Origin of the sequence: Nesterenkonia aethiopica, from assembly GCF_039534665.1 — a bacterium.
Lineage (GTDB): Bacteria > Actinomycetota > Actinomycetes > Actinomycetales > Micrococcaceae > Nesterenkonia > Nesterenkonia aethiopica.
Window position 1 is genome coordinate 23,397 of sequence record NZ_BAAAVT010000001.1, and the last position, 12,618, is coordinate 36,014.

Below are 12,618 nucleotides of genomic sequence, written 5' to 3' on the forward strand. Positions count from 1 at the left end.
CGCCGGGCGCCGTGCCGAGACGGAGCGGAGACGGAGCTGAGACGGAGCGGCCCTCATCCCGCCTCCAGCGGCAGGAGCACGGAAGGCTCCAGGTCGCCCAGGAGCAGCAGCGGATTGATGTAGTCCCCCTGGAGCCGCACGCCCCAGTGCAGGCATCGACGGTCGCAGTGGTGGCCTCCGTCGGCGTAGGTTCCCAGCTCCGCGACGACGTCGCCGGCCGCCACGGTGTCGCCCACGGCGAGCTCCGACGGGGCCGGCTCGAAGGAGCTCACCAGACCGCCGCCGTGGTCCAGGGTCAGCACCTCCCGGTCGACCACCGCACCGGTGAATCTCACTACGCCGTCGGCGGGGGCTCGGACGTCGCCTGTTGCGGCCGCCAGGTCCACGCCTCGGTGTCCGGCCGCCCAGGGAGAGGGCGGCGCGGCGAAGGGACGGATCACCTCCAGGGCTCCGCTGAGGGGAGGGCGCCAGGCCCCTGGGGTGGACGGCCCCGCCCCACCGGGGCCCTCCGAGATCCGTGACAGGGGTGCGACGGGCTCCGTCGGGGCGGCTGTGGCCGAGGGCGCCGGACCGCCGGCGCCGATCAGGGCGAAGGCCAGCAGCACCACGATCAGCACGGCTCCCGCACGCGGCGGCGTGGTCAGCGGCGAGACGAGTTCGACCGGTTGGCATGCGGCCGCCGGGCCGCTCGGCATGCTCCGGGAGACTGTGGCGCCGGTGGGAGGGAGGGGCGCACGGACCTCCGCAGTGCCGGCCGGCAGGCGGCTCGAGAGGTCTGCTGAGGGGACGCCGGAGCGGCGAGTGGGGTGCTGATCCATGGCGCCATGCTGGCCCGCTCGCCGGTCTCTCGGAACGGCCGCAGCCACCCTTGTGGAGGGGCCGGCGTGTCACCGCGGTCACCCGTCGTGCTGTGGAGGACTGCGCGCCGGGGGGATGCGATCCGTCTGTAGTACACTGATCCCCAGCAGTTGACGCTGACGTTCTATCGCCCTGCCCACTTCTGGGACTTTCCCGTCAAGGAAACCGGGAGGGACGAGCGCCCGCAGACGCTGACTACGCGCAGAGCCTGCCTCCTTCGCGTCGCCTGGGGCGTCGCAGGGAGGGTGATCCGCTCGGTCCGCATCGGATGGCCCCTCCAGGGCCGACCCGTCATGGGTCCGGTGCGGTCGGATCCACGATCCTCGCATCCCTGCTCTGCCAGGAGCCCCGGAGAACGGGGCGGCACGACCCGACCAACCGAAAAGAACCAGCCGGTGCTGCACGCACCTGTTCCGATCCTGATGATCGGTCGACCGCGTGTTCGAAGCCCGGCATCGAAAGGAACACCATGCCTGTCGTCACCATGCGCCAGCTCCTGGACTCCGGTGTGCACTTCGGCCACCAGACCCGCCGCTGGAACCCGAAGATGAAGCGCTACATCTTCACCGAGCGCAACGGCATCTACATCATCGACCTGCAGCAGTCGCTGTCCTACATCGACCGCGCGTTCGACTTCATCAAGCAGACCGTCGCCCACGGCGGCTCCATCCTGTTCGTCGGCACCAAGAAGCAGGCGCAGGAGGCCATCGCCGAGCAGGCGACCCGCGTCGGCCAGCCCTACGTGAACCACCGCTGGCTGGGCGGCATGCTCACCAACTTCGCCACGGTCTCCAAGCGCGTCCAGCGCATGAAGGAGCTCGAGGAGATCGACTTCGACGACGTCGCCGGCTCCGGCCACACCAAGAAGGAGCTGCTGCTGCTCAGCCGCGAGCTGGACAAGCTGCAGGCCAACCTGGGCGGCATCCGCAACCTCACCAAGACGCCGTCGGCGGTGTGGGTCGTGGACACCAAGAAGGAGCACCTGGCCGTGGACGAGGCCCGCAAGCTGGGCATCCCGGTCATCGCCATCCTGGACACCAACTGCGACCCGGACGAGGTCGACTACCCGATCCCGGGCAACGACGACGCCATCCGCTCCGTCGACCTGCTCACCCGTGTGGTCGCCGACGCCGTCGCCGAGGGCCTCATCGCCCGCGAGGAGAAGCGCGGCGGCGGCTCCGGCGCCGCCGCCGAGCCGATGGCCGAGTGGGAGCGCGAGCTGCTCGAGCAGCACGCCGCCGAGAAGGCCGGCCAGACCGAGGGCGAGGCCGCCGAGGCCCCGGCCGAGGCTGCCGCCGAGGCACCCGCCGAGAACGCCGAGTAAGACTCTCGTCGCGTCAGCTCCTCACGCTCGTCACCTGGGCTTCGCCGTCCAGGTGGCGGGCGTGAGGGCTGTGCAGAGTGCACTTTCATCGATCTGATCCGATTCATCGATCCCCATCGAACCCCAACGGAGGACGGGACTTATGGCGAACTACACCGCCGCTGACATCAAGGCACTGCGCGAGCGCACCGGCGCCGGCATGATGGACGTCAAGAAGGCACTGGACGAGGCCGACGGCAACTTCGACAAGGCCATCGAGGCCATCCGCATCAAGGGCCTCAAGGGCGCCGCCAAGCGCGAGGGCCGCTCGGCCGCCGAGGGCCTGGTGCTGGCCAAGGTCGTCGACGGCACCACCGGCTACCTGCTCGAGGTCAACGCCGAGACCGACTTCGTCGCCAAGTCCGACAAGTTCGTGGGCCTGGCCGAGAAGGTCCTCGAGGTGGCCGTGGCCAACGGCCTCGGCGACGTCGAGGCCCTCCTGGAGGCTGACGTCGACGGCAAGAAGGTCTCCGACTTCGTGACCGAGGAGGGCGCAGCCGTGCTCGGCGAGAAGATCGTCGTCCGCCGTCTGGCCAAGGTCGAGGGCGCCTACGTGGACGCCTACCTGCACAAGACCTCCAAGGACCTGCCGGCCCAGGTCGGCGTGCTCTTCGCGGTGGACTCCGACTCCGAGGCGGCCCAGACCGCCGCGCACGACGTGGCCGTCCACGCCGCCGCCATCGTGCCGCAGTTCCTCACCCGTGACGAGGTCCCGGCGGAGACCGTGGAGAACGAGCGTCGCATCGCCGAGGAGACCGCCCGCGCCGAGAACAAGCCGGAGCAGGCCCTGCCGAAGATCATCGAGGGTCGCACCAACGCGTACTTCAAGGAGCACGTCCTGGTCGACCAGCCGTTCGCCAAGGACCCGAAGCAGTCCGTCGCCCAGGTCCTTGAGGCCGCCGGCGCCGGCGCGACCGCTTTCGCCCGCTTCCGGGTCGGCAACTGACGCCTCGCACTCCACGCACCCCGACCCCGTCGTCGGGTTCTCGTCTCGGACCGTGCTCATGCCTACAATGAGGCAGAGCACATGATCTGAGACGTCAGGGGGTGGCCACGCACACGCGGTGGTCACCCCCTTTCCATGCCCGGAACCCGACCACATCCGTACGACGCCGACCCCTCGTCCCTGCCGTCTTCTCGCCCACACCGTCTTCTCGCCCACACCGTCTTCTCGCCGCCCGCCGCCGATCCTGTCTGCAGCACCGAGCATCGCTGGAGCGGCTCGGCGGACGGGCTGAGCCCCGAAAGGACTCTGACGCCGATGACCACACAGCCTGCCGTCCCCGTCTCCGCCCAGTCCACCGACCTCGAGCTCCCCGAGGGGGTCGAGCGTCGTCGCGTGCTCCTGAAGCTCTCCGGGGAGGTCTTCGGCGGCGGCAGCGTCGGCGTCGACCCGGCCACCGTGCGAGGGATCGCCGAGCAGATCGCCGCAGTCGGCGGCAAGGTGGAGGTCTCCGTCGTCGTCGGCGGGGGCAACTTCTTCCGTGGCGCCGAGCTTTCCAAGGCGGGGATGGACCGGGCGCGCGCCGATTACATGGGCATGCTCGGCACCGTGATGAACTGCCTGGCCCTGCAGGACTTCCTCGAGCAGGCCGGACAGCCGACCCGCGTCCAGACCGCCATCACCATGGGACAGGTCGCCGAGTCCTACATCCCGCTGCGGGCGATCCGCCACATGGAGAAGGGGCGTGTGGTGGTCTTCGGTGCGGGAGCCGGGATGCCGTACTTCTCCACGGACACCGTCTGCGCCCAGCGTGCCCTGGAGGTCGGCGCGGACATGGTGCTCATGGCGAAGTCCGGAGTAGACGGCGTCTACACCTCGGACCCGAAGACCAACGACGACGCCGAGAAGCTGGACCACCTGACCTACACGGATGCGCTGCGGCGCAACATCCGAGTCATGGACCAGACGGCGATGACCATGTGCAACGACAACGAGCTGCCCATGCGGGTGTTCGGCATGGAGGGCGAAGGCAACGTCACCCGCGCGCTGCTGGGAGACGAGATCGGCACCCTGGTGACCACCTGAGCGAGGCGGACGGCCCCGGTGCAGGTCAGCACGGCCCCGCCGGATGCCGACCCCCGGTGTGGGCCCGCCTCAGCGGGTCCGCACCACGTAGACTGAGACGGAAGTTCCCACCTCAAGGAGACCGACGTGATTGACGAGACCCTGGTTGAAGCCGAAGAGCTCATGGAGCGGGCCGTGGAGGCCACCAGTGAAGACTTCGCCACGGTGCGCACCGGCCGCGCCAACCCTGCGCTGTATTCGAAGGTGATGGTCGACTACTACGGCGCCGCGACGCCGCTGCAGCAGCTGGCCTCCTTCACGGTCCCGGATGCGCGGACCATCCTCATCACCCCCTACGACGTCTCCGCGATGCGAGAGATCGAGAAGGCCCTCTCGGACTCCGAGATCGGGGCGAACCCGTCCAACGACGGCAAGCAGATCCGCATCACCATGCCGGAGCTCACCGAGGAGCGCCGCAAGGAGTACGTGAAGCTCATCAAGGCCAAGAGCGAAGACCACAAGGTCTCGGTCCGCAACGCACGCCGCAAGGCCAAGGACACCATGGACAAGGCCGTCAAGGACGGCGAGGTGGGCGAGGACGAGCGCGACCGGGGCCTCAAGGAGCTCGAGGCGGCCACGAAGAAGCACGTGGAGCGCATCGATGAGATGGCCAAGCGCAAGGAAGCCGAGCTCCTCGAGGTCTGAGGCCCATGACAGGACCCGAGCGCACCGACGAGCCGTCTGAGGCGTCGAAGCCGGTGCGCACGCCGCGGGCAGGACGGGACCTGCCCGCGGCGATCATCACCGGCGCCGCCCTGCTGATCCCGGCGGTGCTGGGGATCATGTTCTTCCCGCTGCTGCTGATCATGGTGGCGGTCGTGCTGCTCTCCATGGGCGTCTGGGAGGTGGCCCGAGCCCTGGAGACGCAGGGGCTGCGGCTGCCCAAGGTGCCGCTGTTCCTGGGTGCGGCCGCCATGCCGCTGTCCGCATACTTCGGCGGGGTGGAGGCGCTCACCCTGGCACTGATGGTGACCTGCACCGCCATCGCGGTGACCGCCGCGCTGCTGCATGTGGAGGACCCCGGGCGGTCGATCATGTCCTCGATGTTCGTGGCCTGCTGGGTGCCGTATCTGATCTCCTTCGCGGTGCTGCTGCTCAGTCAGCCCGACGGGCAGTGGCGACTCGCCGTCGTCGTGCTGCTGGTGGTCTCCAATGACACGTTCGGCTACATCGTCGGCGTCCTGTTCGGCAAGCATCCGATGGCCCCGAAGATCAGCCCGAAGAAGTCCTGGGAAGGCTTTGCCGGCTCGATGGGAGGTTCCATCGCCGTCGGGGTGCTGGCCTCGTGGCTGATCTTCGGCGAGCCCTTGCACGTCGGAGCCCTGCTGGCCGCCGCGGTCGTCGTCGCCGCCACGGCAGGGGACTTCTCCGAGTCGATGGTCAAACGCGAGCTGGGGCTCAAGGACATGTCTCAGGTGCTTCCCGGGCACGGGGGAGTGATGGACCGGCTGGACTCCCTGGTGTTCGCGATGCCCACCGCCTATTTCGTGATCGTGGCGCTCACCCGGGATTCCGGGGGAGTTCCATTAGGCTGAGAGCATGGCGCACACAGAGAACGCACTGTTCACCCTGCTCGACCCCGAGGAGCAGGGCTACAACCGCGACGAGGTCGACGAGTTCATGGCCCGAGCTCGTGTGGCCTACGACTCCGGCACCGGCATGGCGCTCTCGGAGATCCGGGACGCCAGCTTCTCCATGGGCTCCGGCGGCTATGACCCCGCGGAGGTCGACGGCGCCCTGGACCGTCTGGAGGACGCCTTCGCCGCCGCCGAGCGGGACAGGTACATCGAGCAGCACGGCGAGGACGCCTGGTATGAGCTGCTCGCCGAACGGGCCGCGCCCCTGCGCGTGCGGCTGGAGCGTCCCGACGGGAAGCGATTCCGGGAGCCTGCGCACTCCTCGGCGCTGGGCTATCGCAAGGAGCAGGTGGACGAGCTCTGCCGGGAGCTGGAGCAGTACCTGGACGGGGAGAACCCGATGAGTGTGGACGAGGTCCGCACCATCATCTTCGCCGGCGCGCATGGATCCAACGGCTACGACGAGGCCCAGGTGGACGCCTTCCTGGATCGCATGACCGAGATCATGGCCTCAGTGGGCTGAGCGAGCGTCTCCTCCTCCTGCCGCCAGGAGGTCTCCGCCACATCCACGGCGAACGGCCCCCGCACGTCGCGTGCGGGGGCCGTTCGCCGTCTGCGCTCCGGCGCGCTCGGGAGTGGGCCGGGGAAGCCGCCTGTCAGTGCTCGGAGGCCTTCTCCGCGCCCACGCCGGTGAGCGAACGGATCTCCATCTCGGCCTGTTTGGCGGGGTCCTCGCGGACTGTGGAGGTCTTCGACCCGATCCAGCCGAGCAGGAAGGCCAGCGGGATGGACACCAGGCCCGGGTTGGTCAGCGGGTAGAGGGCCAGGTCGATCTCCGGGAAGAAGGAGGTCTCGGCACCCCAGACGACCGGCGAGAAGGCGATCAGCAGGATGGAGGATCCCAGACCCCCGTACATGGACCACAGGGCGCCCCGGGTGGTGAAGCCCTTCCAGAACAGCGAGTACAGGATGGTCGGCAGGTTGGCGGAGGCCGCCACCGCGAAGGCCAGCGCCACCAGGAACGCCACGTTCTGGCCCTGGGCGCCGATGCCGCCCAGGATCGCGAGGATCCCCACGACCACCACGGTCATCCGGGCGGCGCGGACCTCGCCCTTGTTGTCGATCTTCCCCTTCTTGATCACCTGCCCATAGATGTCGTGAGCGAAGGACGCGGAGGCGGTGATCGTCAGGCCTGCGACCACGGCCAGAATGGTGGCGAAGGCGACGGCGGCGATGACGCCGAGCAGCAGCGTGCCCCCGAGCTCATAGGCCAGCAGCGGGGCGGCCGAGTTCTGGCCTCCGGGGGCGGAGAGGATGTCCTCCTGGTTCAGCATGGCGGCGGCCCCGTACCCGAGCACCAGGGTGAACAGGTAGAAGGCGCCGATCAGCCAGATCGCCCAGACCACGGATTTCCGGGCGTCCTTGGCGGTGGGGACCGTGTAGAAGCGGATGAGCACATGCGGCAGGCCGGCGGTGCCGAGGACCAGGGCGATGCCCAGGGACAGGAAGTCCATCTTGGTCAGGAAGTCCAGCCCGTACTGCAGCCCCGGTTCGAGCAGGGCCTCCTGGCCGGTGCGGTCCACGGCGTCGCCCAGCAGGTCGGAGAAGTTGAAGCCGTAGAGTGCCAGCACCCAGACGGTCATGATCGCGGAACCGGCGATCAGCAGGGCGGCCTTGATGATCTGCACCCAGGTGGTGCCCTTCATGCCGCCGATGAACACGTAGACGATCATCAGCGCGCCGACCACGGCGATGATCAGCGACTGCCCGGCATGGGAGTCGATGCCCAGCAGCAGGGAGACCAGCGCGCCGGCGCCGGCCATCTGGGCCAGCAGGTAGAACAGGCACACCGCCAGGGTGGAGGCCGCGGCGGCGATGCGCACCGGCTGCTGGCGCAGACGGAAGCTCAGGACGTCGGCCATGGTGAACTTGCCGGTGTTGCGCAGCAGCTCCGCCACCAGGAGCAGCGCCACCAGCCAGGCCACCAGGAAGCCGATGGAGTAGAGGAACCCGTCATAGCCGTAGACGGCGATCGCTCCGACGATGCCCAGGAAGGAGGCCGCCGAGAGGTAGTCCCCGGCGATCGCGGTGCCGTTCTGGGTCCCGGAGAACGAGCGTCCGCCGGCGTAGTAGTCGGCGGCGGTGTTGTTGTTCTTCGAGGCGCGCAGCACGAAGAACAGGGTCACGCCGACGAAGATCAGGAAGATCCCGATGTTCGCCCAGGGGCTGCCGACCTCGGTGGAGAGCACCTCCTCCTCGCCGGAGGCGCTGAGTCTCGGCAGGGCTGCCAGGGGTGTCGATGACGTCAGGGCGGCGGTCATCGGCTCGCTCCTCCTGCGGGGGTCGTCGGGGTCGGCTCGGACGTGTCGGCGGCCGTGGGGGTCTCGTCGGGAAGCCCGACGCCGGCGGCCTCCAGCTCATGGCGGATGGCGCTGGACTTCGGATCCAGGGCCTTGGTGGAGAACGAGACATAGGCCGCGGTGATCAGGAAGGTGGTCAGGAACTGCGCCAGTCCGAGCACGATGCCGAGGTTGATGTTGCCCAGCACCGGGATGGCCATGATCTGCGGGGCGAAGGCGGCCAGCAGCACATAAGCCAGGTACCAGGCGAGGAAGACCACCGCCATCGGGAACACGAAGCTCCGGTGGGTCCTCTTCAGCTCCTGGAACTCAGGCCGGCTCTGCACCTCCTGATAGTCGACGGTCGCCGCGTGCGTCGCGGTCGGTGAGCTCATCGCTCCTCCTCGTGGTCATCGCTGCGCCGGCCGCCCGGTCAGCGGTCGGCGGGGCGGCGCCGCAGCAGCGGCGTCGCGGGTCGGTGACAGGGGTCTCCCCGTAAGTGCACGCTGACCACAGTGCCGCAGTGATCCAGGTCACGTGAAGCGGATCACGGGGTGACTGCGGCGAGCGGCGTCATCCGTGCGACGAGCGGTCATGTCCTCGTCGGCGGCCACCGCAGCTCAGCAGGAGGGGACGGAGGGCTGGCCTACGATGGTCCCCATGTTCGACGTCAGCCCTGCGATGGTCGCCCTGATGGGCCTGGTCGGTGTCCTCACCGCCTGCGTGCTGCTGCTGGCCACACGGCGCACCAGCCCGTCTGAAGGACCCGCCGCAGCCGCGGAGGGCGCCCAGGGCGCCGACGCCGACGGACAGGGCGGCGCCGCGGGTGCCGAGGCGGAGGGACCGGACTACCGACGCTTGGCCGAGTCGCGCCGTCGACAGCTGGTGGAGGCTGAGCTGCGCACGCTGCGGGCCCAGATCTCTCCGCATTTCATCTACAACAGTCTCAACGCGATCGCGGCGTTCATCCCCACGGACCCTGTCCGCGCCAGGGAGCTGGTCCTGGACTTCGCGGACTTCACGCGATACAGCCTGCGGGCCGAGGGGGACTTCTCCACGCTGGAGGAGGAGCTGGACGCCGTCGAACGCTACGTGCTGCTGGAGCAGGCACGCTTCGAGGACCGGGTGCAGGTGGAGCTGCAGGTCGCTCCTGAGGTCCTGGGAGTGCAGATCCCCTTCCTGGCGGTCCAGCCCTTGGTGGAGAACGCGGTGCTACACGGTCTCGACTCCGAGGACGGACAGGTGACGGTGCGGCTGAAGGCTGCCGACGACGGGACCCACGCGCTCATCTCCGTGGAGGACGACGGCGTCGGGGCAGACCCGGAGCATATGGCATGCGTGCTGGCCGGTCGGGCCGAGGGCTCGCACATCGGGCTGCGCAATGTGGACCTGCGGCTGCGCCAGGCCTACGGCGGCGGCCAGGGTCTGGTGATCGACACCGCCGTGGGAGCAGGCATGATGGTGTCCATGCGCATCCCCAAGTTCCAGCCGCAGCAGGCCCCGGACGCGGAGGTGGGAGCCCCATGAGCGCCGTGCCGTCAGGAGCGTCCCGTCCTGAATCGTCCCGTCCTGAATCGTCCCGGTCGGGATCGGCTCCGCAGGAGCGGGCGCTGCGGGTCCTCGTGGTCGATGACGAGCCGCCGGCGGTCGCGCAGATGCAGTGGCTGCTGGAGGCCGACCCGCAGGTGGGGAAGATCCACACCGCATCGAACGCGGCTCAGGCGAAGCACCAGCTGGACACCCGCCGGATCGACGTCGTGCTGCTGGACATCCACATGCCGGGCCCCTCCGGTCTGGCCCTGGCCCGTGAGCTGCCCGGCGACGATGCCGCACCGCAGATCATCTTCGTCACCGCGGACGCCGCACCGGCGGTGGAGGCCTTCGAACTCGCGGCTCGGGACTACCTCCTCAAACCGGTGCGCGCCGCTCGACTCGCTGAGGCGCTGCGCCGTGCGTCCGACGCCTTGCGGCCGGCCGCCGAACCCGCGCCGGACAGTGCGCCCCAGCGGGTCTCGGTGCTGCAGGGTGACACCACGGTGCTGCTGGACATCGCCTCCATCCGCTGGGTCCAGGCACAGGGGGACTACGCCCGTCTGCACACGGCCGAGGGCTCCTATCTGCTGCGGATCGCCTTGAGCGACCTGGAGGAGCAGTGGGCCGAGCACGGTTTCGTGAGGGTGCACCGTTCCTCGGCGGTCAACCTCCACCATGTCCGTCGGGTGCTCCACCGTCAGGGCCGGATGTCGGTGCAGCTGCGGGATCCTGCCGGCACGGAGCAGGAGATCGCGGTGAGCCGCCGGCTGATGCACCATGTCCGGGAGCGCCTGGAGGTCCACAGGGTCCGCGGCGCCGGTCGAGGCGGCCAGGGATGACCCACCCGGCTCATCCTGACCCGTCCGGGGCAGAGCACCTGGACGCCCAGCGGGCGGCCCGGGTGCGTGTGCGAGGGCCAGCGACGGCTCCGGAGGAGGAGGAGGTCCTGCTCGCCCCACGGCGCGGGCATGTCCGGAGGCGAGCGACCCCCGGACAGGTCAGGGAGCTGATCCGGCACCAGCTGCGACTGGGCGTGCTGCTGGGCCTGGGCTTCTTCCTGCTGGTGGTGGTGCTCTACCTGCTGCTCTCCACCGTGGCGGGGCTCGCGGACGTCACGGTGCTGGGGGTGCCGCTGCCGTGGGTGGTGCCGGCCGTCTGCTTCTATCCGCTGCTGATCCTCGGCGGCTGGCTGCACGTGCGCGCCAGCGATGCCGCCGAGCGACGCCTGCTGACCACGATCGGCGCGGCAGAGGCGCAGGGGGTGGAGCGGCGGCCATGAGCTCCCCGTCTGCGGTGCTTCTCGCGGTCGCCCTGGTCTGCGTGTTCTCGGTGGCGATCAGCGTCGGTGGTCTGCGGTCGCGCACCACCAGTGACTTCTATGTGGCCTCCCGGCGGGTGCCGCCGTGGATGAACGCCTCGGCCATCGCCGGGGACTACCTCTCCGCGGCCAGCTTCCTGGGGGTGGCCGGGCTGATCGTCTCCTACGGGGCACAGGGACTGTGGTTCCCGGTGGGCTACACGGCAGGCTTCTTCACGCTGCTGCTGTTCGTGGCCGCCCCGTTGCGACGTTCCGGGGCCTATACGCTGCCGGACTTCGCCACGCTGCGGTTCCGCTCCGCGCAGCTGCGGCGCCTGACCGCGCTGATCGTCATCATGACCGGCTGGCTCTACGTCGTGCCGCAGCTCCACGGCGCGTCCCTGACCCTGAGCACGACGGCGGGGATGCCCGGGTGGGTCGGCCCGCTGGTGGTGGTGCTGGTGGTGCTGCCCACGGTGCTGGCCGGCGGGATGCGGTCGGTCACGGTCGCGCAGGCGGTGCAGTACTGGATGAAGCTGTGCGCCCTGCTGATCCCGTGCGTGTTCATCCTGCTGCGCCTGCAGCGCGACGCGGCGGCCGGAGGCTCTCCGCTGACCGACGCGCTGCCCCCGCTCGGCGACATCTGGGAGACCGGGCTGCTGCCGCAGGCCCTCGACGGCGGCGCCGGCCTGTACCAGACCGCATCGCTGGCGCTGGCGCTGATGATGGGCACCGTCGGGCTGCCTCACGTGCTGGTGCGGTTCTCCACGAACCCGGACGGGGCCGCGGCCCGGCGCACGACGCTGCTGCTGCTCAGCCTGCTCTCGATGTTCTATCTGCTGCCGGTGATCCTAGGGGTGCTGGCCCGGCTGGTGCTGCCGGTGGCCGAAGGAGGCTTGGGGCCCGCGGCGGACGACGGCGGCGCCGTGACCCCGGCGCCGTCCGGCGGCACCGCCGCGGACGTCGGCGGAGGAACCGCCGATGCGGCGCTGCTGCGTCTGCCCGCTGCCGTCTTCGAGGGCGCGGCCGGCGATGTGCTGGTCGCGGTGGTCGCGGGTGGGGCCTTCGCCGCGTTCCTGTCCACGTGCTCCGGTCTGGTGGTCTCGATCGCCGGAGTCGTGTCCCAGGAGTTCTTCTCCGGCACCGTCCGTGGGTTCCGGCGTGGGGCCGTGGCGGCGGTGGGCCTGCCGCTGCTGGTCGGCGCCGTGACCAGCCAGGTGGCGCTCGCCGGTGCGGTGGCGATGGTGTTCACGTTCACCGCCTCCGCGTTGGGTCCGCTGATCCTGCTGGGGATCTGGTGGCGCGGGCTCACCGAAGCCGGTGCGATCGCGGGCATAGTCTCCGGGGCGGTGGTGTCGTCGCTGTCCCTGGTCATCGGGCTGGGGCTGGGGGAGCACACGGCTGGGGCGCAGGTTTTCCTGTATCCGGCACTGTGGTGCATCCCGCTGTCCTTCCTCCTCACCGTGGCGGTGAGCCGATTCGGTCGGCAGTCGCCGCCGCGCAGTGCCGAGGCCGTGCTGGCCCGCCTTCATCTGCCCGAGGCCGCCCAGGCCCTCTCGCGGTGAGGCGCCGAGGGCTCCACC

At 69.8% G+C, this 12,618-nt stretch carries 13 protein-coding genes; 10 read left to right on the forward strand and 3 right to left on the reverse strand.

Annotated features, from left to right (window positions below; translation table 11 throughout):
- Nucleotides 1-53 precede the first annotated feature (53 nt).
- Entirely contained in the window at nt 54-818 is a 765-nt protein-coding gene (locus tag ABD658_RS00130) for a M23 family metallopeptidase (RefSeq protein ID WP_344682263.1), read from the reverse strand.
- A 509-nt stretch (nt 819-1,327) separates the two neighbouring features.
- Between ABD658_RS00130 and rpsB the strand changes: the two genes are divergently transcribed.
- The 6 genes from rpsB to ABD658_RS00160 all read left to right on the forward strand — a co-directional run bounded on the left by rpsB (nt 1,328) and on the right by ABD658_RS00160 (nt 6,389).
- Nucleotides 1,328-2,182: a 30S ribosomal protein S2 gene (gene rpsB, locus ABD658_RS00135; RefSeq protein WP_070161981.1), complete on the forward strand. Its 855-nt coding sequence runs from the start codon at nt 1,328-1,330 to the stop codon at nt 2,180-2,182.
- 142 nt (nt 2,183-2,324) lie between these two features.
- On the forward strand, nt 2,325-3,167 hold the full coding sequence (gene tsf, locus ABD658_RS00140; protein WP_070161983.1) for a translation elongation factor Ts: 843 nt from the start codon (nt 2,325-2,327) through the stop codon (nt 3,165-3,167).
- 315 nt (nt 3,168-3,482) lie between these two features.
- Nucleotides 3,483-4,250: a UMP kinase gene (gene pyrH, locus ABD658_RS00145; RefSeq protein ID WP_344682261.1), complete on the forward strand. Its 768-nt coding sequence runs from the start codon at nt 3,483-3,485 to the stop codon at nt 4,248-4,250.
- Nucleotides 4,251-4,376: 126 nt separating this feature from the next.
- Nucleotides 4,377-4,934, forward strand: coding sequence for a ribosome recycling factor (frr, locus tag ABD658_RS00150; protein WP_311023665.1), 558 nt, complete (start codon nt 4,377-4,379; stop codon nt 4,932-4,934).
- Between the two features lie 5 nt (nt 4,935-4,939).
- On the forward strand, nt 4,940-5,824 hold the full coding sequence (locus ABD658_RS00155) for a phosphatidate cytidylyltransferase (protein WP_344682260.1): 885 nt from the start codon (nt 4,940-4,942) through the stop codon (nt 5,822-5,824).
- A 4-nt stretch (nt 5,825-5,828) separates the two neighbouring features.
- Nucleotides 5,829-6,389 carry a DivIVA domain-containing protein gene (locus ABD658_RS00160; RefSeq protein ID WP_344682258.1) on the forward strand — a complete coding sequence of 187 codons (561 nt, stop codon included), beginning with the start codon at nt 5,829-5,831 and terminating at the stop codon, nt 6,387-6,389.
- 133 nt (nt 6,390-6,522) lie between these two features.
- On the opposite strand, the gene ABD658_RS00165 is transcribed toward ABD658_RS00160, so the two are convergent.
- A complete protein-coding gene (locus ABD658_RS00165; RefSeq protein ID WP_344682257.1) occupies nt 6,523-8,187 on the reverse strand; it encodes a solute symporter family protein in 1,665 nt (554 codons plus the stop codon).
- A complete protein-coding gene (locus tag ABD658_RS00170; protein ID WP_085437488.1) occupies nt 8,184-8,600 on the reverse strand; it encodes a DUF485 domain-containing protein in 417 nt (138 codons plus the stop codon). The genes ABD658_RS00165 and ABD658_RS00170 overlap by 4 nt, the downstream gene beginning before the upstream one ends.
- 265 nt (nt 8,601-8,865) lie before the next feature.
- Between ABD658_RS00170 and ABD658_RS00175 the strand changes: the two genes are divergently transcribed.
- From ABD658_RS00175 to ABD658_RS00190, 4 genes are read left to right on the forward strand one after another with little or no spacing between them, the layout of a single operon-like run.
- Nucleotides 8,866-9,732 carry a sensor histidine kinase gene (locus ABD658_RS00175; RefSeq protein WP_344682253.1) on the forward strand — a complete coding sequence of 289 codons (867 nt, stop codon included), beginning with the start codon at nt 8,866-8,868 and terminating at the stop codon, nt 9,730-9,732.
- Complete coding sequence (locus ABD658_RS00180; protein WP_344682251.1) at nt 9,729-10,577, forward strand: LytR/AlgR family response regulator transcription factor; 849 nt, start codon at nt 9,729-9,731, stop codon at nt 10,575-10,577. The genes ABD658_RS00175 and ABD658_RS00180 overlap by 4 nt, the downstream gene beginning before the upstream one ends.
- The gene (locus tag ABD658_RS00185) at nt 10,574-11,017 is read left to right on the forward strand and encodes a hypothetical protein (protein ID WP_070161995.1); all 444 of its coding nucleotides are present in this window, start codon (nt 10,574-10,576) and stop codon (nt 11,015-11,017) included. Before ABD658_RS00180 ends, ABD658_RS00185 begins: the two co-directional genes overlap by 4 nt.
- Complete coding sequence (locus tag ABD658_RS00190; RefSeq protein WP_344682248.1) at nt 11,014-12,600, forward strand: sodium/solute symporter; 1,587 nt, start codon at nt 11,014-11,016, stop codon at nt 12,598-12,600. The genes ABD658_RS00185 and ABD658_RS00190 overlap by 4 nt, the downstream gene beginning before the upstream one ends.
- Nucleotides 12,601-12,618 lie beyond the last annotated feature (18 nt).